The 25674-nt window shown below is 50.9% G+C and carries 27 protein-coding genes; 3 read left to right on the plus strand and 24 right to left on the minus strand.

What is annotated here, in order from left to right:
* The 17 genes from J7L64_01860 to J7L64_01940 form a co-directional block, all read right to left on the minus strand.
* Positions 1–601: ATP-binding protein (locus tag J7L64_01860; protein MCD6451097.1), on the minus strand; the 601-nt coding region annotated here is incomplete at its 3' end.
* A gap of 109 nt (positions 602–710) precedes the next feature.
* Positions 711–887, minus strand: coding sequence for a hypothetical protein (locus J7L64_01865; protein ID MCD6451098.1), 177 nt, complete (start codon positions 885–887; stop codon positions 711–713).
* A gap of 76 nt (positions 888–963) precedes the next feature.
* A complete protein-coding gene (locus J7L64_01870) occupies positions 964–1206 on the minus strand; it encodes a zinc ribbon domain-containing protein (GenBank protein ID MCD6451099.1) in 243 nt (80 codons plus the stop codon).
* Between the two features lie 7 nt (positions 1207–1213).
* Positions 1214–2065: a DUF89 family protein gene (locus J7L64_01875; GenBank protein ID MCD6451100.1), complete on the minus strand. Its 852-nt coding sequence runs from the start codon at positions 2063–2065 to the stop codon at positions 1214–1216.
* Between the two features lie 2 nt (positions 2066–2067).
* Entirely contained in the window at positions 2068–3006 is a 939-nt protein-coding gene (locus J7L64_01880) for a radical SAM protein (GenBank protein MCD6451101.1), read from the minus strand.
* Position 3007: 1 nt separating this feature from the next.
* The gene (locus J7L64_01885; protein MCD6451102.1) at positions 3008–3325 is read right to left on the minus strand and encodes a 4Fe-4S binding protein; all 318 of its coding nucleotides are present in this window, start codon (positions 3323–3325) and stop codon (positions 3008–3010) included.
* A gap of 1 nt (position 3326) precedes the next feature.
* The gene (locus J7L64_01890; GenBank protein ID MCD6451103.1) at positions 3327–3899 is read right to left on the minus strand and encodes a NifB/NifX family molybdenum-iron cluster-binding protein; all 573 of its coding nucleotides are present in this window, start codon (positions 3897–3899) and stop codon (positions 3327–3329) included.
* Positions 3900–3965: 66 nt separating this feature from the next.
* Complete coding sequence (locus J7L64_01895) at positions 3966–4340, minus strand: DUF5320 domain-containing protein (protein ID MCD6451104.1); 375 nt, start codon at positions 4338–4340, stop codon at positions 3966–3968.
* 36 nt (positions 4341–4376) lie between these two features.
* Entirely contained in the window at positions 4377–4565 is a 189-nt protein-coding gene (locus J7L64_01900; protein ID MCD6451105.1) for a hypothetical protein, read from the minus strand.
* A gap of 46 nt (positions 4566–4611) precedes the next feature.
* On the minus strand, positions 4612–4971 hold the full coding sequence (locus J7L64_01905; protein ID MCD6451106.1) for a NifB/NifX family molybdenum-iron cluster-binding protein: 360 nt from the start codon (positions 4969–4971) through the stop codon (positions 4612–4614).
* The gene (locus tag J7L64_01910) at positions 4968–5804 is read right to left on the minus strand and encodes an Mrp/NBP35 family ATP-binding protein (protein ID MCD6451107.1); all 837 of its coding nucleotides are present in this window, start codon (positions 5802–5804) and stop codon (positions 4968–4970) included. Before J7L64_01910 ends, J7L64_01905 begins: the two co-directional genes overlap by 4 nt.
* Positions 5805–5814: 10 nt before the next feature.
* Entirely contained in the window at positions 5815–6252 is a 438-nt protein-coding gene (locus J7L64_01915; protein ID MCD6451108.1) for a CGGC domain-containing protein, read from the minus strand.
* Positions 6245–6847, minus strand: coding sequence for a DUF1847 domain-containing protein (locus J7L64_01920; protein MCD6451109.1), 603 nt, complete (start codon positions 6845–6847; stop codon positions 6245–6247). The genes J7L64_01915 and J7L64_01920 overlap by 8 nt, the downstream gene beginning before the upstream one ends.
* A complete protein-coding gene (locus J7L64_01925; GenBank protein MCD6451110.1) occupies positions 6840–8045 on the minus strand; it encodes a cation diffusion facilitator family transporter in 1206 nt (401 codons plus the stop codon). The genes J7L64_01920 and J7L64_01925 overlap by 8 nt, the downstream gene beginning before the upstream one ends.
* Positions 8046–8047: 2 nt before the next feature.
* Positions 8048–8887: an arsenic efflux protein gene (locus J7L64_01930; protein MCD6451111.1), complete on the minus strand. Its 840-nt coding sequence runs from the start codon at positions 8885–8887 to the stop codon at positions 8048–8050.
* A complete protein-coding gene (locus J7L64_01935; GenBank protein ID MCD6451112.1) occupies positions 8884–9351 on the minus strand; it encodes a MerR family transcriptional regulator in 468 nt (155 codons plus the stop codon). The genes J7L64_01930 and J7L64_01935 overlap by 4 nt, the downstream gene beginning before the upstream one ends.
* Positions 9352–9440: 89 nt before the next feature.
* Complete coding sequence (locus J7L64_01940; protein ID MCD6451113.1) at positions 9441–11021, minus strand: VWA domain-containing protein; 1581 nt, start codon at positions 11019–11021, stop codon at positions 9441–9443.
* A gap of 88 nt (positions 11022–11109) precedes the next feature.
* Here J7L64_01940 and J7L64_01945 point away from each other — a divergent pair, with 88 nt between their 5' ends.
* From J7L64_01945 to J7L64_01955, 3 genes are read left to right on the plus strand one after another with little or no spacing between them, the layout of a single operon-like run.
* Positions 11110–12384, plus strand: a complete 1275-nt coding sequence (locus tag J7L64_01945; protein MCD6451114.1) for a hypothetical protein — start codon at positions 11110–11112, stop codon at positions 12382–12384.
* Between the two features lie 24 nt (positions 12385–12408).
* A complete protein-coding gene (locus J7L64_01950) occupies positions 12409–15933 on the plus strand; it encodes a type II secretion system protein (protein MCD6451115.1) in 3525 nt (1174 codons plus the stop codon).
* 5 nt (positions 15934–15938) lie between these two features.
* Positions 15939–16922 (plus strand): prepilin-type N-terminal cleavage/methylation domain-containing protein, encoded by a 984-nt coding sequence (locus J7L64_01955; GenBank protein MCD6451116.1) that lies wholly within the window; start codon positions 15939–15941, stop codon positions 16920–16922.
* Here J7L64_01955 and J7L64_01960 read toward each other — a convergent pair.
* Genes J7L64_01960 through J7L64_01990 form a run of 7 tightly spaced genes read right to left on the minus strand, consistent with a single transcriptional unit; the run spans position 16919 to position 25645 of the window.
* A complete protein-coding gene (locus J7L64_01960; GenBank protein ID MCD6451117.1) occupies positions 16919–18619 on the minus strand; it encodes a proteasome accessory factor PafA2 family protein in 1701 nt (566 codons plus the stop codon). The two genes, J7L64_01955 and J7L64_01960, sit on opposite strands and share 4 nt — an antisense overlap.
* Before the next feature lie 10 nt (positions 18620–18629).
* Positions 18630–19358 carry a proteasome subunit alpha gene (gene prcA / locus J7L64_01965; protein ID MCD6451118.1) on the minus strand — a complete coding sequence of 243 codons (729 nt, stop codon included), beginning with the start codon at positions 19356–19358 and terminating at the stop codon, positions 18630–18632.
* Positions 19355–20086 (minus strand): proteasome subunit beta, encoded by a 732-nt coding sequence (prcB, locus tag J7L64_01970; GenBank protein ID MCD6451119.1) that lies wholly within the window; start codon positions 20084–20086, stop codon positions 19355–19357. The genes prcA and prcB overlap by 4 nt, the downstream gene beginning before the upstream one ends.
* Before the next feature lie 2 nt (positions 20087–20088).
* Positions 20089–20313 carry a ubiquitin-like protein Pup gene (locus J7L64_01975; protein MCD6451120.1) on the minus strand — a complete coding sequence of 75 codons (225 nt, stop codon included), beginning with the start codon at positions 20311–20313 and terminating at the stop codon, positions 20089–20091.
* An 8-nt stretch (positions 20314–20321) separates the two neighbouring features.
* Positions 20322–21830 (minus strand): proteasome accessory factor PafA2, encoded by a 1509-nt coding sequence (locus J7L64_01980; GenBank protein ID MCD6451121.1) that lies wholly within the window; start codon positions 21828–21830, stop codon positions 20322–20324.
* A gap of 8 nt (positions 21831–21838) precedes the next feature.
* Positions 21839–23980: an AAA family ATPase gene (locus J7L64_01985; protein ID MCD6451122.1), complete on the minus strand. Its 2142-nt coding sequence runs from the start codon at positions 23978–23980 to the stop codon at positions 21839–21841.
* Between the two features lie 27 nt (positions 23981–24007).
* Positions 24008–25645: a S41 family peptidase gene (locus tag J7L64_01990; GenBank protein MCD6451123.1), complete on the minus strand. Its 1638-nt coding sequence runs from the start codon at positions 25643–25645 to the stop codon at positions 24008–24010.
* Positions 25646–25674 lie beyond the last annotated feature (29 nt).

The following is a 25674-nucleotide window of genomic DNA, read 5'->3' on the forward strand; positions in this document are numbered from 1 at the left end:
CTACCGCCAGTTTCAGGTCGTGAAGGCCAAAGGGGGTGGGTTCGGTGACGAGTATGGCGTAATCTGCGCCGGAGAGCGTCTCTATCACCGGACAGGCGGTGCCTGGTGGAGCATCGAGTATTGCCAGTTTATCGCCCGTTATCTTTTTCTTGAGAGCGGAGATCACCGGGGTTGCCATCGCTTCCCCCACATTAAGCTCCCCTTGGTAGAAGGTTATTTTATCTCGCCTGCCCTTTTTTATCTTTCCTATCGGGCGTTTATCCTCAGTTAACGCCTTTTCCGGACAGCCAAGGATACAAAGTGAGCAGCCATGGCAGAGCTCTGGGAAGAGAAGGAACTTATTGGGGAAGACGGCGATGGCGTTGTAGTTGCAGAGCTTGGCACAGATACCACAGTGGGTGCATTTGGTTTCATCTACCTTGGGAATGGGAAGGTTTACCTCTTCCTCTCCTTTCCACTCGGGGGAGAGGAATAAAGCGGCGTTCGGCTCTTCGACATCGCAGTCGAAGAACTCACTCTCCTCGTCAAGGGAGAGGGCAAGAGAGGTAGCGATGAGCGTCTTCCCCGTTCCCCCCTTACCGCTTGCGATTACGATGTTCATCTTTCATTTCCCTCCATGAGGGCAGAAAAACTCCTCTCTTCTTCTGAAGTTTGCTATGTTTTTCTGCTTTAACCTCCTCGGGTCATTGGGACGCCGCAGGTGGGACATCTTATCTGGTTGCAGGGGACCCCTCGCTGGTGAGGAAGGGTGATTCCACATTTAGGGCAAACGCAGAAGCCACCTCCCCCTCTTGCTCCACCGCCCATTCTTCCCCTTCCTCCGCCGGGGAATCCGCCTCTTCCCGCTCCAGCTCCTCTTCCCCTTCCCTTAGGGGGTCCTGTTCCATCTCCTCGTGGCATTTTTCTCCTCCTTTATTAAGTTGAAGGGATCGTTCCCTCTTGTTGATCGCTTTTACGAAAATTTTATTTTAGCTCGCAGGTCCCGGAGGAGCAGGGAGGGGTCTCGCATCGTTCTTCCCTGCCACAGCAGGTTCTGCCGGGCATCCTTCTCTCTCCGCCCCTCCCGATGGTCGGGGCGGAGAGCACCCTTTCCAGAGCCTCCCCACCGCAGAAACGGCAGCGAAGGTCTTGTTTTTCCTCCGAGACGCCGATGAGGAACTCATTTATCTTGCCGCAGTTACGACAACGATATTCGTAGATAGGCATTTCCTTATCACCCCTTCTTCGCCACCACCATCCCCCCGAGGGGACAGCCGATATCGTTCGCTATCACCGGGCACTTAACCATAAGGAGAAAGAAGACATTATCCCGCTTTACCTCGGATAGGGTTTCGTAGTTACCCTGTCCTTTGGCGATTACGATATCGACGGTGTCAAAGAGATCCCTGAACTCGACTGAGCAGTCATCAAGAATGGTGCCCGGGGCATCGGAGCCGTTTTCCACTATCTCCGCCACCTCGGATATTCCCGCTACCTCGGCATCCTTTTTAGTAGCATCGTTTATTATCGGTGCTCCTCGTACCCCGTAATAGACCTTTTTCCCCGCCGGGAACTGGGAGATAAAAAGTTTGTCGAGGAATGTTTCGCCGGCATTATCCCCGAGGTAGAGGATGGTATTCGCCCTCTCTATCGCTTTTTTGAGCTCCTTGCTCTCGTCCCGAACAAATGGTTTTTCTCCTGCCTCTTTGAGCTCCTTTTCGAAGTCGATCTTCCGCTCCGTTCCAAAATCGATGGCGTTTCCTGCGATGGCAAAGCGGAGGGCGGTGTTGAAGGGATCATCTCCTTCTTCTATTTCCAGTTTAATCCTCGGAAGAAGATGGGCGATCCTTTCGTTTATCAGCCTCTTTTTCCCCTCATAGGGATCGTATATCCCGCTCACCCTTTTTATCGTCCGGTAGACCTCCCTTCCTAAGTAGGGTGGAGGATAGTGGTAAGGGGTTCGGGAGAGGGTGGTGAGGACCTCCCGGAGCACCTGTTCCTCCTTCGATGTGGTAAGTCCCACCATCCGTGAGAGCCGGATCGCTTGCTTTGCCAAGCAGGGGATGCAGTCGGAATAGGTCTTCATCGTTAGGCTATCTCGTAGAACTCCTTCCCCGAAGGGGTTGTTCGTCTCTTTATCCTTCCCTCCCGTTCGAGCACCTCGATATATTTTACCACCTCGTTGAGATGGATACCTAAGGAATAGGACATCTCGATGATCCCACAGGGTCTTCTAGTTAAAAGCTCTATTATCGCCTCCTCTATATCCTCGTGGTAGGCGATGTTTTCCTTCCGCGAGAATTCAGGGATGAGCTCTATGGGAAGGGAGGTTTCCTGTTCCAGTTTTCTCTTTATCTCGGAGAGCCGTTCCTCAGAAAGGGGCTTTGCCTCCTCCTCACAGGGTGGGCGGACCACGGTGTTTAACTGAACCTTGGTCAGCTTCATCCCCTTTATCGCCTTGGTTAATGCCTCTATTTCGGTATCATCGTCGTTTATTCCGGAGACGAGCATTATCTCGAGATAGAGCTCTCCGGTAAACTCCTCGCTGAATTTCCTTAAGCCTTCGATGATCTTAGCGAGATCGAGAGCAGGGTGAGGTCTATTTATCTTGCGAAATGCCTTTTCGCTTGCTGCATCGAGGGATGGTTTCACCAAATCGGCTTTCATAAGGTCGCGTCGCACATCAGGACGATAAAGGAGAGAGCCATTGGTCAAAACCGCCACCTTGATGTCGGTCATCTCCTTTGTCCCGGCGATCAGCCTCCCGATATCGGAGTTAAGGGTCGGCTCCCCGGAACCGGAGAAGGTGATGTAGTCGATCCGCTCGTTTTTTGCTATCGCTTCCTTTACCTCGGAGAGTATCTTGTCAACCGGGAAGAAAGAGGCTCGTTCTATCCGCTGATCGGTCGTTTCTTTAAGCTGACAGTAAATACAATTGTAACTACAGGTCTTATAAGGGATGATGTCCACTCCGAGGGAGAGCCCCAGCCTCCGCGAGGGAACAGGTCCAAATACATTCTTTCCCATATCACCTTCTCCTTTGGGAAAGGAGGGCAAGCCTTCTCTTAATCCCTTCCAGTCTCATCCGGATCTCATTGAGTTCCCATGAAAGCTCGTAGGTCTCGCCTTTCCCCTCCCGATAAGAGATAGGAGGAGCGGTCCTCTTTTTGGCTTCGCGAGCCTCTATCGCTCCAGTAGGACAGTGGGCGAGACAGAGGAGACAACCTTGACAGAGCGAAGGGTCGACCTCCGCCTTCCCCTCCTTTAGCTTGATCGCCCTCGCCGGGCAGACCCGAAGACAGTTGCCGCAGCCTACACACTTCGTCTTATCTACCGAGGGGAGCATTCTACTTTCTCCCCTTGGTCAACTCGTCGATCCTTTTGGTAATGAAGTTGAGCTGTTCCCTGAGGATGTCGAGCTGTTCCCTTAACGCCCTTAACTCCTCCTCGGGGCTTAATCCTTGAGGTGGAGGTGGAGGAAACGGTTGATTCATTCCTATACCTCGCCCCATACCTCTTCCCATTCCCATTCCGCGCCCCATACCGAACCCGCCACCGCCCATACCGAAGTGGCCCGCCACATTGGGATTGGCGGTAGGGGAAAGCTCTCCTCGGCGGAACCTTTCCACCACCTGACGCACGGTTCCCGAAGCGCCTATTATTACCTTTATGCCTGCAGCCTCCAGGGTCCTGAAGGCGTTGGGACCGCAGTTACCAGTGATCAAGATAGTCGCTCCCTTTTCCGCGATGAGCTGTGCCGATTGGATGCCGGCACCGCCTCCTGCGGAAATATTCGGATTTTCCATCGCCTCGAACTCCAGGGTCTCTGGGTCTACGATGATGAAATAGGCTGCCCGCCCGAACCTCGGGTCGAGCGGAGCATCAAGGGAGGGACCGCTTGCTGTTATCGCTATCCGCATAATTCACCTCGCTTTTGGTTGATAAAGGGGGGATGGCGGGGGGATTTCCCCCCGCCGTACCGGAACCTACTTCCCCCCTTCCCGCGATAGCTCCTCCATCCTCTTTTCCACTGCCTCCATCTCCCGCTTGAGGAACTCAGCCTGCTCCTTCAATAGTTCGAGCTCATCCTCGGAGCTCATCGGAGGATAGTAGGGAGCTGCTGGATAGGAAGGGGGATAGGGATACCTCGGATAAAACCAACCCGCCCGAGCCCAACCGGGAAGGCCAGTGAGATAATACCACCAGCGATGACCACGCCCCCTTCCCCAGCCGAAAAAGCCACGACCAAAGCCGGGAACCGGATTCATATAACCGGGATAGGGATAACCGGCACAATAGCCGGCAGCCCGTCCGGTCATAGGACCAAGCCCCCAAGGTCCAGTTCCATCTCCAAACGGCATTGCACACCTCCTTAAGTTTTCCTCGTCTTCAAGGTTTTAACTACGACGGCTCACCACCAGGGGAGCCACCAACACCATCTTCCCCTTCCTCTCCCCCTTCCTCGACCGGGAAAGAAACCGGGCGGAGGATAAAGGGGAGGAGGAATCATCCTCCTCCCGTAATAGGGGTAAGGAAGAGGAGGATAAGGGAGATAGAAACGGAAAAACCAAGGCATCGACCCTCACCTCCCTTTTTCTACAATGCTGTTAATGATGATGGTGATGCCCCTCTTCATCGTCCGTCTCTACAGCCAGAAGCACCCTTTAGCCCTCCTTTGAGATAGAGCGATATGGCATCAACTGCTCTTCCCGAGGCACCAGTAACCGGTTCAATGCCGAGCGAAAGGAAGATATCGATCGCTCTTCCTCCCATACCGCCCGCTATGATCACCTCTGCCCCTTGTTCCTTTATAAACTGAGGAACCACTCCCGGGGCATGAGCGTGATAGAAGGGGTTTCTGATTATACTGCTTTTCGCTATATCTTCTCCCTCAACCTCAGCCAAAAGATAATAAGGACAGCGACCAAAATGGAGGGAAACAGGGCTCTCTAACCCTTCATCTGAGGAGATCGCTACCGCTATTTTCTTCATCCCTTTTCCTCCTTTAGTTCCTTCAGGATGTTGTCCACCACCTCCCGGAGCTTCTCCGCTGCCTTGCCCTTCTTTTTCGAGGCAAGAAACGGCTTTCCCTCATCGCTTGCCTCAACCACCTCTGGTTCTATCGGTATCCGACCGAGGAAGGGGATTCCGAGCTCAGAAGCAGCCTTCTCTCCACCACCGGTCTTGAATAGGTTTATCTCCTTTCCGCAATGAGGGCAGGTGAGCCCGCTCATATTCTCGATGATACCGATGACCGGCACCTTGAGCGTCTGAGAGAAACGAACCGCCTTCCTCGAATCGAGCAACGCCACCTCCTGCGGGGTGGTGACCACGATCGTTCCCGAGGCTTCGGGGATCAACTGGCAGATGGTTAGCGGTTCATCGCCGGTGCCCGGGGGAGAATCGATTACCAGAAAATCGAGCTCACCCCAGTTGATGTCGGCGAGGAACTGACGAATGGCGTTGTACTTCAAAGGACCACGCCAGATAACCGGGGTATCCGGGTTATCGATGAGCACCCCCATCGTTACCACCTCGATCCCCTCAACCTCTATCGGGTCTATCCCACCCATTGGGCTACCGAGGAGCTTTCGCCCTTCGATGCCGAGCATCTTGGCGATCGAGGGACCATGGATGTCTATATCGAGAAGTCCCACCTTATAACCCCGGGAGGAAAGATCGTAAGCCAAGTTGACCGCTACCGTGCTTTTTCCCACCCCTCCTTTACCGCTTATCACAATCAGTTTATGTCTTATTCGGCTCATATTCTCCTTGAGCGCTTCGTCCTTGGCGATGGGGCGTCCTTTTTCCCTTTCTTCGTTCATCGTTTCTCCTTTAGTCGTAGCTCTCCCTTATCTCCTTTTTCGGAAGGAGCGGTTTCATCATCTCTTCCCAGCCGAATTTTTCCCAATAGTTAAATTTCTGATGAATACGATAATATTTCTCGGGCACAGGGTGGGTGCCCACCACTACTGGAAGTCCGGATTTCTCCTCGATGAGTTTTATAAAATCCTCGAGATAAGGACAGGGCGGATAGCCCACCACGAATCCGGTGGCGAGGTGGATCGCTTCAGCACCCGCTTTTTTCATCGCTTCGGGAAGGTCCTCTATGTTCGCTCCAGGACAACCGCCACAGGTACCAAAGGCAACTATTTCCAGTTCCTCTCCTTCGTACCGGGAGAACCCTCCCACCCTTTCCCTCGCCGAGCGGAAGCACTTTGCTCCGGAACAGAGACGATATCGATCGCAGATGATTATTCCCACCTTAGCCATTTTCTCCTCCTTTCCCTTGAGGGAGGTCTTCTTCCTCCATCAATTTATCCCAGTGATAATGGGAGAAAAGGGCAGCTGCTGGGTTGTGGGCGAGGACGCGATCCTTGACGATCAGAGTGGTAACCGGAGCTTCAGAGTATTTGGTGAAAAGAACATCGTGCCCTACACAGAGCCCCACAATTATGTTCAGCTCCGTTTTCTCCCTCGCCAACACCTTCGCCTGCCCAATGGGATTACACATCGCTTCAGAACCGCCGGGGAGCTCCGGTAGCCCGAAGCGTTCTTTCTCTATCCCGCAGTTCTTACAGACCACCGAGTGGACCTCGAAGTAGCGGGATAGATAGCGGACAATACGCTCTGCCTCATCCGCGAGCCCAATGCAGAAAGCGACTCCCAGTCTCCTATAGCCCATCTCCTTTGCGAAGAAGGCGAGTTCCTTTATCCGGGGCCAAATGCGGTAACCGCTGACCTCGGTTTTTGCTGCTGCCCGCATCATCTTCGCCACTTCCGGATACTCGTATTCGGGGACTTCTACCCCAAAACAGTTCTTACCCTGTGCGCAATCCTTATCCCTACATAAGGCACAGTTAGCCAAGTAGCATCACCCCTTTCTCGTTAGATAGCCCTTCCTCCTTTAAAAACTCCTTGATGTTAGTTGCCTTCGTAAACTTCACCTCCACCCCGGCATCGGAGAAAACATAGGTTGGTCCCCCTCCGTGAAAAGCCTCTTTTAGCCGAACCTTATCCACTCCCTCCCCAACCAGCCACTCGCTTACCTTTATCCCTTTGCCCCGCTCAAGGTTGAGGTAGGGGTTTTCAATTATCCTTATTCCCTCTACTGAGAAGTCCTTCGTTTTCACCTCGATTAGGGCGAAAAGGGGGGCTTCCCCGTAATGCTCGGATATCGTTCCCCGCTTGTCGGCGAGAGGGATGGCGTAGATCAGCTTCTCCTTTCTCATCGGCTCAGGGTGGATGACGATGTGATCGACCAGGGGGATTTCCCGTTTTATCAGCGTTTCTATCTCCTCGGCTGCCCGATGCGCTTTGGAAAGCTCATCCGTACGCATAATTAGTTCTGCCTCGATGAATTTGTATCTCCCGGAACTCCTCCCGGAGAGAGCGCGGACCTCAGCGACCAGAGGATAGGAGGAGATCAACTCTTTTATCCTGTCCATTGTCTCGAAATCTATCGAGGCATCGAGAAGGACCCGCATCGAGCCTATAAATATCTCGAGTGCCGCCTTTCCTATGAAAAGGACCACAATGATGGCGGCGAATCGGTCGATATTTATACCAAAGAGATTGGTGATTAGACTTATCAGGATGGCGGTTGAGCTTAGAAAATCTGCCTTTATATGAGCGGAATCGGCAGCGATGGCTGGGGAACCGGTTTCCTCTGCCACCTTCCTTTGATAACGGGAGAAGAGAAACATAGCCCCCATAATGGCGATGAAGCCAGGCAGGGTTATATGAAGATGGCGCAGAAGTGCCACTTTATTACGGGAAAGAGCTCCCTTCAGGATCTCATAGCCAGCGGTGAAGATGAGGAATGAGGTAGCAAGGGCGATGAGGTTCTCCAATTTGTAAAGCCCATAAGGAAAGCTACGCGTCTTCCTCTTTGCCAACTTCAGCCCGATGAAGAGGGCGAAAGCGGAGATAACATCGGCGAAGGAGTGGATGGCATCGGCAAGAAGGGCAAGGCTTCCCGAAAGGATAGAAAGCCCCCCCTTGGCGCCTACCAGCGCCAGATTGAACGCGGTTGATAAAAGTGCTGCCCGTTCGCTTCGCTCCATTGCTACCATCCAATAGCGAGAAGGATCAAACCGATACCTATCCCTATTCCAAGGTTGAATAGTTTCACCATTGCGGCATCCCGTACCGTATAGGAGAGAAGGGGAAGTATACCGTGTCCATCCTGGACGATGGAGCTGGTGAGAAGGATGGAAAAGGGGATGAGCCCTTTAGCGTACATAGTGACGAATATGAGATGAGGTCCCGATTCCGGGATGATACCTACAAGGGCGGCGATGAAGAGCATATGAATGGTATGAGTTGAGAGATATCCTTGGATATTCCAGTGATTAAGACCAAGCTCGATTATGAGAAGGGCACCAAAGGTCCAAAGGAAGACCCGCCATAGATGCTTTCCCACGATGTGTTTCACTATATGTTCCCTTAGGTAGTGTCCTCCCGAGGCTTCATGGGGATGGAACTGCTGAAGGTCACACTCAGTACAGGGGATAAACCCGATCCTATCCGCAAGCTTATCGGCGATGAAGGCAAAGACTACTCCTAAGAGGAAGAGTATCCCGAAGAGAAGAAGCGCTTTCTTGGGGAACATAGCGAGCATCACAAATGCCTCGTCCCCTGAGGTGGCGATCATCACCCCCACCAAAGCGCCAAAGGAGATGAGGCCGTGTACATAGAGGGAGATGGTGGCAAAGGTTCCGAGACAGCCCGGTGTTGCCCCAAGCAGGGAGGAGATGAGATATTGACGCCATCTCCCCCCTTTGATCAATTGGGAGAGCTTTCCTTTGGTGATGACATTAAGCAGGTCAACCGCCACCATCATCCCGAAGACCAAACCGGTGATCTTAAGGGACTCAATGGTTACCTTGGTTATTACCCCACTCATTTACTTCCTCCATCCTCCTGATCTCTCAATGACCCCCTCCTTCTCCTATAAAGGTTTCTCCTCCCCCTTTCAAAGACGCTCCGTTGATACTCCTGGTAAACTCTGCACTGGGTACAGAGTTCAAACCTCTTGGCACAGAAGGAGCGGACTATCTCGAAGCAAGGGACGCCCCGGTTGAGATAAGCGGAACAGGAATTCCTTACCTCTGGAGGGCATCCCTTTATCTCATAGCAGGGATAGGAGGCGAGGAGCATCCTGAGCGCAGGAATGGATATCTTCTGCTGATGAATGATCTCCCTGAGACAACGGATCCACTTGAGGTCGTTGTTGGAATAATATCTTCGCCTCCCTCGCCTTGCGGGGAAGATAAGCCCCGCTGCCTCATAAAGCCTCAGGGTTTGCGGATGCACAGCGAGCAATCTCGCTGCTATCCCTATAGGGTATACCGCCTCCTCATCGCCCACTAATGCTGACATAACATTTTATACTAAACCTGACAATTATAATTGTCAAGTTTTATTGAAAAAAAGCGGCATTAAGGAGGATAATTTTCTTATTTTTCAAGGAGATAACCCCGTCTTGTCCGTGCCTTTAGCCCTCCTTTTTTTAATTCCACCTTCACCTCATGCCATCTTTTTAATCCCAGAGTCTCCTTGGGGTAATAGCCGATAAGGTACTGACTGCGTAATTCCTCACCGATCCGAGAGTAGACGCCAGCAAGGTCTCGGGCTAAGCGAGGGGAGTAATATCTTCCTCCAGTCTCGTCCGCCAGCCTTTCCATTACCCTTTCGGAGAGGAAATCAGGACGACCCAGGCGGATGGGGTAGATGACGACATCACTTATTCGCGCCAGATGGATAACCTCCTCCAAGGTATGGATACTTCCCGGTCCTCCTCCGAGGAATGCCTCATCCCTCCCATCGGAAAGAACGATGATCGCCTTTCTTTCGGTAAGGAAGCGGAGACGAGAGATGGCGTGATAGATGGCATCGTAGAGGGCGGTTCCGCCGTAGGCTTTTATTTTTCTTATCGCTTCTTTCACTTCTTCTTTGTCGTTGGTGATGTCAGTGAGCTCCTTTATCTCGGAGGCGAACTTGATGGCGAATAGCTGATCCTCATCCCGGATCGCTTCATCGATAAAGGAGCAAGCTGCTTTTTTCACCTCCTCCATAGCCTCGAGCATACTACTGCTTCCGTCGATGAGGATGGCGACGGTTATCGGACGAGAGGTCTTCTCGAAGAGGGCGATCTCCTGAGGTTTCCCATTGTCGTATACTATGAAGTCGTTCTTCTTTAGATCGATGATGTACCGGTTTTCCCTATCGGTTACCGAAACGGTGAGGAGTACCAGGTTGACCTCAGCGCGGTAGATCGTCTTCGGTAAGGGGAAGGGTTTCCTCTTTTTTTTCTTTTTCTCCTCCAGTTTAAAGGTGATGAGGGAAGAGGCGGTCTCCAATGGTGAGGGTTTGGGGGCAAGCGATAAGGAGTGGAGGGGTGCTTTTCGATCGAGGTCGTTTATTACTATATTTGCCGAGAATGACGGAGGGAGGGTTCCCTCAGGGGATATCTCTTTCCAAGGGATGGCGCATTCGTATATCCCTCCATTATCCTTTTGCTTGATTTCCACCTTTACTCCCTTTGGCTTTAGCCTGAAGAAGTTTCTTCCGCGCTCTTCTATCTTCTCCATAAGGGGTTTTCCTCCCCTCAACCCGAAGATGAAGAAGAACCTTTTATCCTCGAAGGTGGGAAGGGTGATCTCGAAGAGGAGAGAGTCCCCCTCCCAGAGGTTTCCTCCTTCTTTGACCCGGGGGAAATCATCATCGGTGAGCTTGAGGAGAAGAAGGAGAGCATCCTCGTTCCAACCTAAAAAGAGAAGGGCGGAGGTATCCTTCTCTCCCTTCCAACTCCCTCGCACTACTTGATTTGTTCCCCTTATTGGTAACGGGATGAAGCTTAGCCACTCGGAAGGTCTACCGTCGATCTTTGCTTTTAGATAGGGGCAGGGGAGGGTATGGTGGATCGGTGAAGGGAGGATGAGAGGGAGAAGGATTATAGCGGTCAATATTCCTGAGGATACCGGGCTTATGGTGGTTTTAACCCTTCCTTTGGTGATCTTTCCCCTTTTCTTCCTCATCTTCCCTTTTCCTTGACATTGAGATAACAATGGGATATAATAAAATTGTCAAAATGTAAAATTAAGTTCAAAATCGAGGAGTACTATTATGAGGGTGAAGAGAAGGGGTCGTTCTTCTGAGCGAGGAACCGCCCTTATGCTCGCCATCTTTGCCTTCTTCGTCATCTCAGTGCTTATCGGAATCGGGTTTTCCATTATTGGAGGATCGAGGGATATCATTAGACGACAACTCCATTATCGGGCGATGGCGGAGAATGTGGCAAGAGCTGGTTTGATCGAAGCCCATTCCTGGCTCAGGAGACAGACCACCCAACCGGTTACCAATTTCAACCCTCAACGAGACTTCTCCAATCCACTTGATATTATAAACGATACCGATGATCCTTCAATAGGGATTGTTCGTTCCTTCCAGATAGGTTCCGTAAACAACCTCTGGGGCCGGTATGAGGTAAGGAAGGCGAATGCTGCTACTCCCTATGCTTCGGTGAGTAAATATAATTGGTGGGATAAGAATGTCCTCAGCTTTTGCGAAGATATCTCCGATAAAAGGTTGGGAAGTACATTCGCTGGTACCGGTAATGTTTGGAGGATGGAGAGCGTAGGATATGTATATGTTTTAATCGATCCAAGTAAACCGTTTTACGAATCGCCGAACCGGATAGTTGCCTCGGTGATTATGGCGACCGAATTCCAGCGGTTGGGGTTGACATTAAGTGCCGGTGCCATCCATATGAGCTGTAATCAACATATTTCGGTGAGTAATAAGGGTAGGATCCAGGCAACGGGTGAGCCGGGGATCGTGTGGCACGGAAGCGCGGGTTGTAGCGGTAACCTTACTACATCTGGTGGTGGTACGGTATCGGGGTCTCCGCAACAGCAGTCGTCGACCATACCCCTCACCTTTACGCAGATTTTTGGAGTAAGTAAGGATCAGCTCAAAGCTATGGCTGATATCTATGTGACCAGTGTGAGCGATCTTCCCTCCGAGCTTCCTGATTTAGCCATCGTTTACATTGAAGGGAATGCCTCTTTCTCCCGTACCAACCGGCTCTATGGTGGAGGGATCCTCATAGTTGACGGTAATCTCACCCTGACCCAAAACTCCCTTTCTAAGTGGTCGGGAGTAGTGGTGGTTACCGGCAATTTGAATATTGGGGATACCGCTTATCTCAGTGGGACGGTAGTGGTGATGGGGAATAATACCCAGGTTCACGGTAGCGGGGAGGTGGCAGAGATCGATTACGACGGCGACATTCTGAGTGTGGTTCAGCAGAAGATCGGTCAGTACCGGATGACCCGGGCTCCCTATCGACTTCATACCCATGATACCTCTCGCTGGTTTATATATCCCAAGCAAAGGTAAACCTTAAATTATGAAGGAGGAGAGATGGAAAGGATGAAAAAGGAGAAGGGGATCACCTTGGCGGAGACCTTGGTGGCGATGGCCATCTTCTCCTTCATTATGCTCTCCACCGCGGTCTATATAAGTACCGCGTTTACTACCTCCCAGGACACGGAGGATCGGACCTTTGCTACCGAGAAGGCGCTCCAGATAATCAATGAGCTTCGGGCTTATGCTCAGCGAGGTGAGGAGGGAACGCAGGTGCTCGATAGTTTCGATGATGGTGTTCAGACCAACCCCATCCTCACTACCAAAGAGGGGGTTACTGACCCGGCGGATAGACAGAGTGGAAATGTCGATCTTGGAGGATACTGGAAGTTTAGAAGGAGGATCACGGTTCGTCGCATCCCTAACGCTCCGAACAACAAGGATATCCGTTATGTTACGGTGAGGATCTATCGAGCTACGGAGAACGATCCCACCCATCAGGTCCTCGCCGAGGTCAGTTCCGTGATTCAGACAGTAGCGGATAATTATCCTCCCTCTCAGGTGTTTGACATCTACCTCATCGCATTGAGTAATGTCCCTGGCTGGTGGGTGAAGATGGTGACCATCCAGCCATTGGTGGAGACGGCGATCGAGGAGCTCGAGATGAGGAACCCGGGACTTCAGTTTCGCACCCATTGGGTCACTGAGCTCGCCTACGGCCGGGACAAGGAGTATCTCCCCTATGTGAATGAGACCAACGATTCTCGAGCACCGATACCTTGGGTCTATTTCTATCCCGGGAGGATGCCCGATCCTAGTACCCACTCCAATATCGGTTCCACCCATTACTATGTTGCTGCTCGGTTTAAGGCGAGGGTGAATATCGACGGCACCATCGTTAACGATTACGACGGCAACCCCTCGTCTCCCACTTATAACCCCTACCCCTTTGCGGTTGCCGATCAGTATAACCACGCGATGCGTTATTATGACGAGCTCAATCTGTTCAATAATCGGGTTCAAGCGGGGACTGAGGACGAAAGGACGCCTACCCTTCGTCTTCTTCTCGATGAGATGAATGAGAACCCAGCTAAGTTCGCCAACGCCCTGTTCGTCAATCTTCATGGTGAGCTCCTTCCCGCTCCTCCAGTGAGGAATTATTCCGATCCCGCTAAGGATCCGGAGGTGCTCCAGGGGATAAGGGTGGTGACCCACCCGGAACAGATAATGTATAAGAGTACCGATCCGGTGAAGCTGAGGGTGTACGCCTTCCTTTCAGAGCCATACCGGTATTACAACCGATATGTGGGCACCACCTATGAGCCTAGGGCAGGACATGATATGGTGCGGGAGATAAAGATATTCATTCCGGAATCTTATGACTCTGCAGGTAATATGTACATCATAAAAGCGAGCGATGTTAAGGTCTATCGGATTAGGGGAGGAATAGATTCCGACGGGAGTGATACGGTGAACCATCTTCCTGACTTCACCAACGAGCCAGAGGAAAGGTGGGCTGGTCCTGAACTTGCTCCTACCTCTGGTGGTCCTGAGGATATGTATTATACCATCCAAACCGATTGGGACAATCCCAATACCCCTCAGACGGAACACGGATGCCTCATTACCCTGTATAATACCCCGTTGAAGTGTCGCTATGATTCAAGCGGTCAGCAGGGACTTTACTGGGAATCTTCGGGTAATAGGTCTTATAGAAATACCGTACTTTATGGATTAGAGTATATCCCCTCTCCAGTGTTAGATAATACCTCAACCACCCGTAACTACCGCAACCTGACCGCGGTTGGGGGAAGGAATAAACCCAAGAACACCGCCCGTTGGATAGTCGAGATAGACGATAACTCCGATAGCCTTCCGGAGCAAGGATATCTCACCATTGAGACGCGGATAGGTGATGGCAACCCAAGTACCGACTGGCAGGACCTTCAATATGGCACACTCTTCCCCACCAGGAACCAGCCAGCAAATCTTTCCCGCACCTATACCTGGATTGGGATGCTTCCTCCAGTGAGTGAACGCTATCAGTTTATTGGGGACCCGAGGCATCATCCCTATGTGGATCAGGAGGCGGATTACAGTGCGACTAATAATCCATTAGGGGATGGCTATAATTGGTTCTGGGATAGTGAGGTAAGAGATCCTGATGATGACTTACCCAATGAGTATCCTGGTTATGCTCACCGCTATGAGGGATGGAATTCAAGCAGTCCTATGGCTATCGATGTCCCTCGTCTCTTTATGATCTGGCGGGCAGGGCTTTTAGGGAGTCGTTCGGTATTTACCTCTATGACCGGTTATTCCTTCTACTATATGGGGATAGGGAATGAGATCGGTTATGACTCAGCGAACGATTTCCCGAACAGTATCCCTGTTTCCACCGAGCCATTCACCGGATCTGGTGGTGATATGTGGGAGCAGTCGATAACCAGCGGTAGAGGTGGTTCCAAATGGGTGAAGGAGACGGATAATCTTTGGGTGGGGCTCTATTGGATAGGAGAGCTTTATCCGGACTTGATGTACAACAAGACCTGGAAGAATTGGGGTAATTTGCCTACTACTGGTGGGGTGAGGAACTTCGTTAGGGAGGCGAGGAGCGATCTCAATATATACCGATTTGGTTTGAGAAACCATTATCCCGACGAAAAGATCGTTGACTGGGATCCTCTGAGAAGAACCTCCACCAGGGGATGTGCTTCCTTCTTCAACGCCACTGCATCGGGGGGCAGTCAGCCGTTCAACCATCTCTATCGAACCAACACCAATGCCACCATCACCTCCGATGGTCAGGAGATGTCCAATTCCTACAACTTCCCCTTGCCAGCCACTATAAGCTGTTGGCGACCATTTGACCTCGATCTGGGGGGTAATACCCCGCCAGAGTGGAATGTTCAACCTTACCCGGCATTGAGAGGAAGGAATACCCTCCTTAATACCTTTTACCTCCACTCATCGGGTCACCGGGGTAGTGCTTTATTTCGGATGGATGATCTGAACGATACCTCGAGGAGTGCCTACTTCGTGATCAACGGGCTCTCCCCTTCTGGTGATGAAGGAACTGCCCTCATTGCTCGATATGGAGTAATCTCTATCCTTCACGGATTTTTCCTTGCCGGTCTTTCTCCAACGAATCGGATAGTTCAGTTACCTCGAGTGGTTATCACCAAGCCTTCCTCATCCGATGAGCTCAATAACCCATCCACCATTCAGATAGAATGGACGGTGGAGTGGAAACGGTGGGATGGAGAGAAGTACACCTCAGCCTATTCCGGTAGTTTCACCGAAAATCAACCTTTACTCTATGTGTTGATGTATTCCGACGATGGCGGTGCTACTTGGCGGTTCATCCAGGATGGGACGGTAAACCAACATATAGGATATCTCCCCACCCTTAGCGATGGTTCCCTGGATAATGCCCATATCGTTACCTCCTCTCCCTATTACTGGTCAACTCCTGGCTCAAGTTTCCCCGAAGGTACTTATATCATTCGGATAGAGGCTTATCGGAGAAACTTCAACCTCCACTACTCCTATCATCAGGTCCCGGTTTACATAAATAGGTGATGGATATGGAAAGAAGAAGCGAGCGCGGGGTTACCCTTATTGAGATGCTGGTTGCTATTACCATTATGAGCGTCATTACCCTTCTCTTCTACTCCTTGGTCACCGGTACGATGAATGCCAACACCCAACTCGAAGCCCATACTATACTCTCCTCCTACGGACAGCGGGCGATAAATATGATGAAGTCAGAGGTCGCTCAATCGAAGCGGATATATGAGAACGATACATTTGGAAACGCCCTCCTGAACCGAGTGACTCTTCCCTCTGCCTACCCTCGTGCCTCCGGTACTCGTCTTCCTGTGATAGAGGGAAGCAAGACCTCTTTCTCCACTGTTCCCACGGGAAGCGTGGGTAATTCCCTTTTCTTCCTCGAGGATTACCCTCCTTTCGTCTACAACAATAAATACTACATCGATCTCTACAAGTTCATCTATTACTACCTCACCGAGAAGAACGCGGGTGATCTCCGAATAGCTAACCTTCCCAAATACCTGGACCTGGTGAGGTTCGAGAGTAACTTTTATGCCAGCTATGACCAGATAATGAAGATTCCCAATGATCCTCCGGATAGAGATAGAGATGGCGTTCTTTCCGCCCTTAATGCTGCTGGCGTGCATTATGTTGTTGATACAGCTGCTTCTTCAGTTAATGATATGTTCTATAGGAATAATGGAAGTAGTTTAACCAAGGAAACCAGCCATCACATAGGATATAGTGAGGCAAAGCCATTCATCCGCATCCTGTCCGAGGAGAAGGTCACAGCCAGGCTTAGGTATACCATAGCCTATAATCGGAGCTCCAACTTTCCTATCCTAACCCCGGTTCCCAAATACGCCACCGAGACTAACCGTCCTTTCGGTTTCGAGATATTGGTCATAGGTCCTACCTCGGCGAGGGAGGTTCTCCTCCGACTTGTTTTTGCTGCTCAGATAAAGTATCGCCTTTTCTCTCAGCCGATGGAAGTCGTGGTTCAGGCGAAGGAGTATTAGTCTTCTTCGTACAATTCAGGGAAGGCTTTACGCGCTTGAAAGCTTGTTTGGGAGAATGGATTTAAGAGAGGAACCTTCCTTGGTTCCTTATGATAAAGGGTTAGGCTATCCCAGTTAACCGCTCCCCTCAATCCCTTTTTTACCAAAAGGGTGATAAATTCTCCTCGGATGTGAGCCCTGGTATCTTTAGGGGGAGAGGAGAGGGCTTCCTTTATCTTTTCCCCCAGTCCTGGGAAGGAATTCCCCACTCCTTTCTCCCGAAGGAGGTAGAAAAGTCCCCGTTCCCGGTCGATGAGGTGAAACTTCAGATCTCGCTCGATTAATCCATGATAGCTTCGGTTTACCTTAAAATATTCGGAAAGAGCGAGCTGGGCATATTTAGCATGTCGTTTCAAGGCGAGGTAGTCTCCCTGCCTCAATCGGGAGCGAAGAAAGCCATCTAAATCAAACCGCCGGGGGTCCTTATTACGGTGATAAAAGAGTGCTCCTTCGAGCCCCCAGCTCTTCATTTTTCTAATGAAGTATTGCCACCGGTTTAGCTCAGAGAGGGTAATCCCCTCCCTTTTTAAGTAGCGTTCCAGGAGCCACTTTTTGGTGATCCAGTCTATCTCTCCTACCATAGCCTCTGGCTTTGTCTCAAGTTTTGACAGCACCTCCTCCCACCTTTCCAGAACCTCTTTTTGGTAAGGTAAGATGTTGACATCGTTTCGGGCGAAATAGTCCTTTACCGCTTTTAAATACCACCATTGGAGCTCAAGAGCGGTTATAAACCGCCCATTCTCCAATCTTACCTTCGTCTTCAGGGAGGGATCACGAGATATTTCTCGTAGGGCTTGGATGGGATCGTCGAGATCGAAGTGCTCGTTCAGCGCTCCTCCCTCGATTGCCTGAAGGACAAGGCCCGTGGTGCCCAATTTGAGATAGGTGGCGAGTTCGCTCATATTGGAATCGCCGAGGAGTATGTGAAGACGCCGGAACCGTTCCACTGAGGAAAGGGGTTCGTCCCGAGAATTTATTATCCCTCGACGGAAAGTGGTGTCAGAGGAAAGCTCGGAATCAATGAAGTCCGCTCGCTGAGAGAGCTGGAAGTAGAAGCCCTCGGGTGTGAAGATTTTGCCCGCTCCGGTTATTATCGTCCGGCTTATCAAAAAGGGGATGAGCCGTCTTATGATAAGCTTAAAAAAGGAGCTCTCATTCAAGTTCCCTCCCCGACGAGCGACGAGATAGTTCTCATGGCAACCGAAGGTGTTCCCTCTGATGTCGACATTATTCTTGAATACCATTATCTTTCCCCGGGTTGGTTTACTTGAGAGCTCCTTTTCAGCGGAGCGGGCGAGCTCCTCAAGCATCCTCTCTCCCGCCTTATCGTATATCACCACCTCGAGCGGGGTAAGACACTCTGGAGTGGCGAATTCGGGGTGATCACCGGTGTCGAGATAGAACCGCCCTCCATTACTCAAGAACATCCGGTTTTTCTTAACCGCATACCGTCTTCTCTCAGGGATGAAGCTTCCGTAATCCCCCCTTACCTCAGGGTAGAACTTCTCCTCGTAAAGGCGGATATAGCCCAACTTGTCCATCTCCTCGTTTAACAGCTCAAACATCTCGGTGCCGGTGAGAAGGCTGTGCTGTCCCCTCTTTTCGGGATAATGAATGATAGCGTATTCGGTTTCCAGTCCAAATATACGGTTGATCATTTACTGGACCTTATGAGGAAAGCAGATTCTTTATCTCCTCACGGGAAAAGCGGTGGAGCTTCCGCTCCCGATTGAGGGTGCCATCAAGTATGGCAAGCTCGAGGTGGTTAGGGGAGAGGGGGATACTTCTCGGTGCGGAAGCAAGGGCACGATGAGCGAGCCGTAGTGCCTCCTTAAAGGGAAGTAGTTTTCCCTTAGGGAACTCCTTGGCGAGGAATTGTCGGATTACATTTTTCTTTAGCTCCTCTGTCTCCGGATGGCGGAAAATATCCCCAATTACCGCAAACCCCTTTTCCTCAATAAGTCCTCCGCTTGCTGGGATATAGTAGATGTGGTTCTCCTCGTCCTCCTCCCCAAGCTCAACAAGGAGAATCTCTACCTCGAGGGGAAAGAGACGAGAGCTGAAGATCTCGCCAAGGGTAGTGGAGAATTCCGAAGCAAGTGCTTTTGCCTTAACATCCTTTCTCGAGTAGGCAAACCCCTTGAGATCGGCATATTGCACCCCCGCCCTTCGCAGTTTCTCGTAATCGTTATAAACCCCAGTGCCAGCGAAGGCTATCCGATCGTAGATCTCAGCGATCTTGTTCAGGGTGCTACTCGGATTTTCGGCAAGGAGGAGAATACCTTTTTTGAATTCCAGGGCGACGATGGGGTTTGCCCGGGCAAGCGCTTCCTCCACGATGTCCCGTTTTATCTTCAAAAGCTCCTTTGGAGAGACGAATTGGCTAAACTCCATCATTTCTCTTCTCCGTATCCTGGGATGTCGGAGACCCCCCTTTCCGAAACATCCTTTATCAAGAAGAGTTTTCCTGAGGTGGCAGCATCCCTCTTAGCGGCAAAGGATAACGCCTTCACCATCAGCTCAACCGCTTCATCCCGGTTCATACCATCCCGGAAGAAGTGTTCGAAGGTGCTCTTCGCCCTTTCTCCGCCGGAGCCGGAAGCGGCATAGGGCTCCTGCTTGGATCGGGTAAATGTTCCACCGGTTATGTCGTATTCGAATATCTTCCCCCTCTTTTCCTTGAGGTCATATCCCACGAATATCGGCATTACTGGAAGTCCCATTACCGCTGCCGGAAAATTCTGCTCGATGAGCTGAGAGAGTTTGTTCGCCTTTCCCTCCAAGGTGAGAGGGATTCCTTCCATCTTCTCGTAGTGTTCGAGCTCTGTTTTGAACAGCTTTGCCATCTTTATGCTGGGACCAAATGTCCCCGCTATCGCCAAGGCGGAATAATCATCGGTCTTGAATACCTTGACCACATCCTCGCTCACTACCAGATGACCATCGATGGTCGCCCTGCGGTCGCCAGCGATCAACACTCCACCCTGATAGCAGAGGGCAGCGATGGTGGTTGAACGGACTACTTCTTTTGGAACCTCGAGCTTATTGAATGAGGGGATGAGCTCAGGATAATGAGTTTTGAGAAGAGCGGTGAAGCTCGGTCCCGTATATCGATGGAAAAGCATCGTTACTCTCCTCCTTCCTGCTTAAAGCTGTCAACAAACCTCTGTGCCTCCTCCTCCGGATTCTCCTCCGCCTCAGATAGAACATCGTCTATTATCTCATCGAGTTTCTTAAGCCTCTTCTCTATTTCCTCGCCCCGTTTTATTACCTCTTCCTTTGGGGTCGGACCCCCTTTTTCTTCTTTCTCTTTGCTTTTTCTTTTTTCCGGTTGTTTCTCTTTTGATCCCATTTTTCACCTTAAGCCGATATCTTTGAAAGAAGTTCCTTCGCTGTTTTTACCTTTTTAAAAATATCTCCTACCTCGGCTCTCGTCCCTTTGGTAGGATCGGGAAGAGGAACCTTTATTAGCTTCTCCCCGCCGAGGTCGAAGGTAAGGCTGTCCCAATTCGCCTCCACGATGTCTGAGGGAAAACGGCGGAAACACTCCCCTCGGAAATAAGCCCGGGTGTCCTCTGGGGAATGGGAGAGGAAGTGATTTATCCTCTCTTCTCTTACCACCCGTCTCACCTCACCTTCCTGCTCGAGGAGGAAATAGAGCCCCCGTTTCTCATCGATGAGGTGGTATAAAAGGTCCATCTTTCTCAGCCGGGGGTCCTCCCAACTTATCCCCTTCCTTCCTCGGTAACGGTCGAGGAGCCATAACTTTATCACCCAGTCTATCTCCGAACGGAGAGCTAAGGGATCGTCAGCCAATTTTTTGAGCACCTTGCCCCATTCAGCAACCACCTCCCGTTCTTCAAGGGTGGCTTTCCCCTTTCCCTTTATGTAATCCCGCGCCTGTTCGTAGTATACCTGTTGTATCTCGAGGGGGGTTAGCTTCCTCCCATCAGCGAGAGAAAGTTTAAGCTTGAGATCAGGGTGGTGGGAGATGGCGAGGTTGGCTTTAACTGGTTCCGCAAGCTCAAGGTCCTCAGAGAGAGCATCATCCTCCACCATTTTCAGGATAATGGCGGTAGTACCCAGTTTCAGAAAGTTGGTGTATTCGCTCATATTGGCGTCGCCGATTATCACATGGAGACGGCGGAACCTCTCTCTGTCAGCATGGGGTTCGTCTCGCGTGTTTATCAGGGGACGTTTGGTGGTGGTATGGGCACCAAGGATGGTTTCGAAGAAATCAGCCCGTTGAGATATCTGATACTTAACCGAACCTACCCCGTTTTCCGCCCCTACCTTTCCTGCTCCGGTGAATATCTGCCGGCTGATGAAGAAGGGGAGAAGATATTTCAACAGATAAACCGGCGGTGAGGATGAGGGGGGAAAGATTCGGTGATATGCTTCTTTCGAGATAAGGTAATTTTCATGAGAACCATAACTATTGCCCTTTCTATCCGAATTGTTCTTGTAGATCTCTATCTTCGTTCCCGGCTCAAGCCGTTCCATTGCTCGTTTCGCTGCTAAAGTGATAATCCTTTCCCCAGCCCGATCGAAGGCGACCGTATCCTTTATCTTCAAACACTCAGCGGTGGAGAACTCGGGATGGGCATGATCCACATAGAACCTCGCCCCATTCACCAGAAGGTTATTTATCTTCAGATTATCAGCCCGGGAGACCCGTACCGTTTCCCCCTCAGAGGTAAACCCTCGGGCGTCGAGGAATGGGGTTTCCGCCTTGTAATCCCAACCCACCTCAGCCACCCGATCGAAGGAGTTAACGATCAGGTAAGAGGCGCGGATAAGGTCAAGATTCGTCCCCGGAGTGGTAACGGCGTATTCCTGTTCTATTCCCATAACCTTTGGTATGCTCATTGCTTCCCTTAGAGGTAACGGCTATCCACCCTTATCTCCTCTACCTCCTTTTGCTCTTTCCTTAGCCTGCCCGGAAGTAAGCTTTCTACCGCAATTATCCGCTCTCCCTTTCTACCCGCGATCTTGGTCCAATCGTCGGGATTGGTGGTATTGGGAAGGTCTTCGTTCTCCTTATATTCATCCCGAATCGCTTGGAGGATATCCTCTTTCCTTATGCCCTTCTTCCCTGTCTGAATTAGTCGCTTCAGGGCGTATGTTTTTGCCCGGGAGACGATTGCTTCGATCATCGCCCCGGAGGAAAAATCCTTGAAATAGAGGATCTCCTGCTCCTTGTTCTGGTAGGTAACCCTGAGAAATTGTTTCTCCTTCTTCGTCGAATACATCTCCTCCACTGCGACATCGATTAGATGGGAGACCAGCTTTTCTGGATCTCCGCCGAAGTGAGCGAGTTCCTCGGAAGCAAAGGGGAGATCAGGAGTAAGATACTTTCCAAAAATCTCTTTTGCTGCCTCTTTGTCTGGCCGATCGATCCTTATCTTGACATCGAGCCTCCCCACTCTGAGGACCGCGGGGTCTATTAAATCCTGTCTATTGCTTGCTCCGATTACGATTACATTCTCAATGCTTTCCACACCATCTATCTCCGCCAAGAACTGGGGCACGATGGTGGATTCGATATCCGAAGAGATGCCGGAACCCCGAATGCGGAATAGCGACTCCATCTCGTCGAAGAAGACGATGACCGGAAGTCCGTAAGATGCCCTCTCCTTTGCCCGCTGAAAGACCTCGCGGATGCGGTACTCCGTTTCCCCCACATATTTGTTCAAGAGCTCCGGACCTTTTATGTTGAGGAAGTAACTCTTTATCCCGGTGCCAAGTTTCTCCTCGGTTTTCTTGAGCTCTTCATCGAGGTTGTTGAGGTCTATTTTGTTTGTCCGCAGATACTCCTCGAGCCAATGAATGGCATAATCCTCGTCGCTCATCTCCTTCCGGGAGAGGAGATATTCCTTCCGCTTACGCTCCAGCATCTCTCCAATCCTCACCCGATCGAGACAGGCGCCGAATCCTTTCTCCTTGAGCTCAATAAGGAGGTTATACCAATCGGTTATATCCCAGACAAGCTCGCTTTTCTTTCCCTTTCTTGCCGCCATCCGCCTTATGAATCTCTCCAGGATGCCGGATTCGTCGAGCTTCTGATAGAGCGCCTCGGTGTCTCCTTCAGGTGGGTTCTTGTAGATCGCCCGGTAATCGTAGATCTGGGAACAAAGGTTTTCAAACCGCATCAGGATGTCCCGCCCCTTCTTTCCCTTCTTTAATTCTTTGTAGATCAGTATTGCTTCTTTATTCTCCTCAAGGAAGCGACGGATCCTCCGGGATAAAGAGTTGGCTACCGCCTTTGCCAACATCGTCTTCCCACAGCCAGGAGGTCCGTAAAGGAGGATGCCCTTAGGTGGTTTGAGCTTAAATTGGGAGTAGAGATGACCGTAGATATAGGGTAGCTCCACCGCATCCTTCAGTTGCTCTATCTGGGGGGCGAGTCCCCCGATATCCTCGTAGGTTACCTCCGGTATCTCCTCGAGTACCACCTCCTCCACCTCTGATTTGGGGAGTACCTCGAAGATGAGCTCTGTCTTTGGATCAAACCGGACATTGTCCCCGATACGGGGTTTTTTGGCAAGAAGCGATGAGGAGAGTTTCACCACCCGCTCTTCAGTATCCCGGGAACGGATGATAACCCGGTCCTCATCAAGCAGGTTCACCACCTTCGCCACCTCGCCTACAGCGAAGTCATCCCGAAGATCAACGATGTTAAAAGCTGGGTTTAGGAGAACCTTCTGCCCTGGTTTTAGGTCCTCCCGCTTTATCTTCTCGTTTGCTATTTTGACCTCGTAGATCTTTCCATCCACCGCTATTTGAACCAGCTCTGGATCAGGGGAGAGACCGATGAAGGTGCCATAGGGAAGGGGAGGGGCTTTCAACTTGCCTACTTCCTCCCGAAGGAGGGCGATCTCTCGTTTGGTCATCTCGAGGATATGGCGGAACCGCTCATTCTCCTCCCGAAGTCTTTTTACCTCAGCAGCGAGGAAATCCTTCTCTCGCTCGAGATCCCTGAGTTTAAATTTTGTCTCGAGGATATCTTCCTCTCTCATATTTCTCCCCAAGTTAGGCTTGAGGTTTTAATCTCTTTCTTGCACCAAGGAAACTGCAGGAGAGGGAAAGTAGGGTTTTGGTTTCCCCTTTTTCAGAGAGAGAAGAGCTTCCGCTTCGGAGAAGTGTTTCAGCGCCTCCTTCAGCTGATTGTCTGCGGTGATGAGCACCCGGTAGGAGGCGGTTTCGTCGAATAGATTGGCGGCTATCTCCGATTTCAAGAATAGCTTGACATAGCGGATGTCCCTGTTGAACTCCGCCTCGTTGATGTTTATCTTCTCCCTTTTTAGGAAATGTTTGAAATCAGCTACCACCTTGTCCGATACCTGAAATTCTTTAAGGAAGGTAGAGAAATCACGAGCGAGCTCTTTGTGGCGGGCAGCATAGCGAGAACCATAGGCGAAGAAGAGATTCCGCTGGCGGAGCTTAGCCACGGTGTTACTGAAATAATCGCTTTTAACCACGATGTCGGGTGTTATTCCACCACCACCATATACCTTTCTCCCCCCTGCGGTTAGATAAACCTCTTTCTTCCTCTCCTTCTCCTCGTTGGGATTGGGATTTACTTCCCCAAATCCCTCGAGGAAGTAGTACTCATTATTCTTATAATTCCGTTGAATGAGCCGACCGCTTGGGGTGTAGTATTTGGCTGTGGTGAGGAATAGGGCTGAGCCATCAGAGAAGCGGAACTGCGATTGAACAAGCCCTTTGCCAAAGCTTCTCTCCCCTATGATAAGACCCCGGTCCCAATCCTGTAGCGCCCCGGCTACGATCTCGGAGGCGGAGGCACTACCGTGGTTTATGAGGACAATTAGGGGATACATTGGATGGGTATCACGATCAGTGGAGTAAAACTCTTCGTTGGAGTCTGGTGTTCTCCCTTTGGTGAAGACGATCTTTTTCCCGCCAGAGAGGAATTTATCCGCCACCTGTACCGCTTCGATGAGATAGCCTCCAGTATTTCCCCGGAGGTCAAATATTAGACGCTTCATCCCTTCTTTCTCCAGCATATCGAGCGCCTCCCCGAGCTCGCTATGGGTTGTCTGGGAGAAGCGGTTGAGCCTGATGTACCCCGTTTGGTCATCGAGCATAAACTTGTAGGTTACCGAGTAAATTGGTATCCGATCGCGAACTATGGTGAAATGTAGAGGTTTTTCCAATCCGGGTCTTCTTACGGTAACGGTCACCGTGGTGCCCCGTGGACCACGAAGAAGGCGGTAGACCTCTTCAGTGGTGGTGGGGACAATCGATTTACCGTTGACCTCGATGATCTGATCTCCTGCCCTTATCCCCAACTTCGCTGAGGGACCCCCTTCGATGGTGGAGATGACGGTCAGTACCCCGTCGATAATGTCGAAGGTGATGCCGATCCCCTCGTAATCGCCGCGATATCGCTCCTCGAGTGCCTTATACTCCTTGGCAGTCATATAAGAACAATGGGGATCGAGTTTTTTGAGCATACCGGTTATGGCAGATTTAATAAGGGTTTCCGGGGGCACTTCCTCCATATAGTTCTTCTCGATCGTCTTCATCGTTTCAGTGAGTTTGGTTATGACGGAGGGAGTCTCTTTCTCCAAACGGAGATATCCCCCGGCTACACCACCGAAGAAGGCAGAAACGATGACCACGATTAAGGGAAACAAGAAGGGACGTTTAAGCATCATCATTCCTCTCTTTAATAATTATATTAGTAGGC

It is taken from the genome of Acidobacteriota bacterium, from assembly GCA_021161905.1.
Lineage (GTDB): Bacteria > Acidobacteriota > B3-B38 > Guanabaribacteriales > JAGGZT01 > JAGGZT01.

Excerpts from the sequence above, each read along its gene's own strand:
- J7L64_01865 (MCD6451098.1), bottom strand. The coding sequence starts at position 887 with ATGGAACAGGACCCCCTAAGGGAAGGGGAAGAGGAGCTGGAGCGGGAA.
- J7L64_01870 (MCD6451099.1), bottom strand. The coding sequence starts at position 1,206 with ATGCCTATCTACGAATATCGTTGTCGTAACTGCGGCAAGATAAATGAG.
- J7L64_01875 (MCD6451100.1), bottom strand. The coding sequence starts at position 2,065 with ATGAAGACCTATTCCGACTGCATCCCCTGCTTGGCAAAGCAAGCGATC.
- J7L64_01880 (MCD6451101.1), bottom strand. The coding sequence starts at position 3,006 with ATGGGAAAGAATGTATTTGGACCTGTTCCCTCGCGGAGGCTGGGGCTC.
- J7L64_01885 (MCD6451102.1), bottom strand. The coding sequence starts at position 3,325 with ATGCTCCCCTCGGTAGATAAGACGAAGTGTGTAGGCTGCGGCAACTGT.
- J7L64_01890 (MCD6451103.1), bottom strand. The coding sequence starts at position 3,899 with ATGCGGATAGCGATAACAGCAAGCGGTCCCTCCCTTGATGCTCCGCTC.
- J7L64_01895 (MCD6451104.1), bottom strand. The coding sequence starts at position 4,340 with ATGCCGTTTGGAGATGGAACTGGACCTTGGGGGCTTGGTCCTATGACC.
- J7L64_01905 (MCD6451106.1), bottom strand. The coding sequence starts at position 4,971 with ATGAAGAAAATAGCGGTAGCGATCTCCTCAGATGAAGGGTTAGAGAGC.
- J7L64_01910 (MCD6451107.1), bottom strand. The coding sequence starts at position 5,804 with ATGAACGAAGAAAGGGAAAAAGGACGCCCCATCGCCAAGGACGAAGCG.
- J7L64_01915 (MCD6451108.1), bottom strand. The coding sequence starts at position 6,252 with ATGGCTAAGGTGGGAATAATCATCTGCGATCGATATCGTCTCTGTTCC.
- J7L64_01925 (MCD6451110.1), bottom strand. The coding sequence starts at position 8,045 with ATGGAGCGAAGCGAACGGGCAGCACTTTTATCAACCGCGTTCAATCTG.
- J7L64_01930 (MCD6451111.1), bottom strand. The coding sequence starts at position 8,887 with ATGAGTGGGGTAATAACCAAGGTAACCATTGAGTCCCTTAAGATCACC.
- J7L64_01940 (MCD6451113.1), bottom strand. The coding sequence starts at position 11,021 with ATGAGGAAGAAAAGGGGAAAGATCACCAAAGGAAGGGTTAAAACCACC.
- J7L64_01945 (MCD6451114.1), top strand. The coding sequence starts at position 11,110 with ATGAGGGTGAAGAGAAGGGGTCGTTCTTCTGAGCGAGGAACCGCCCTT.
- J7L64_01950 (MCD6451115.1), top strand. The coding sequence starts at position 12,409 with ATGGAAAGGATGAAAAAGGAGAAGGGGATCACCTTGGCGGAGACCTTG.
- J7L64_01955 (MCD6451116.1), top strand. The coding sequence starts at position 15,939 with ATGGAAAGAAGAAGCGAGCGCGGGGTTACCCTTATTGAGATGCTGGTT.
- J7L64_01960 (MCD6451117.1), bottom strand. The coding sequence starts at position 18,619 with ATGATCAACCGTATATTTGGACTGGAAACCGAATACGCTATCATTCAT.
- prcA (MCD6451118.1), bottom strand. The coding sequence starts at position 19,358 with ATGATGGAGTTTAGCCAATTCGTCTCTCCAAAGGAGCTTTTGAAGATA.
- prcB (MCD6451119.1), bottom strand. The coding sequence starts at position 20,086 with ATGCTTTTCCATCGATATACGGGACCGAGCTTCACCGCTCTTCTCAAA.
- J7L64_01975 (MCD6451120.1), bottom strand. The coding sequence starts at position 20,313 with ATGGGATCAAAAGAGAAACAACCGGAAAAAAGAAAAAGCAAAGAGAAA.
- J7L64_01980 (MCD6451121.1), bottom strand. The coding sequence starts at position 21,830 with ATGAGCATACCAAAGGTTATGGGAATAGAACAGGAATACGCCGTTACC.
- J7L64_01985 (MCD6451122.1), bottom strand. The coding sequence starts at position 23,980 with ATGAGAGAGGAAGATATCCTCGAGACAAAATTTAAACTCAGGGATCTC.
- J7L64_01990 (MCD6451123.1), bottom strand. The coding sequence starts at position 25,645 with ATGATGATGCTTAAACGTCCCTTCTTGTTTCCCTTAATCGTGGTCATC.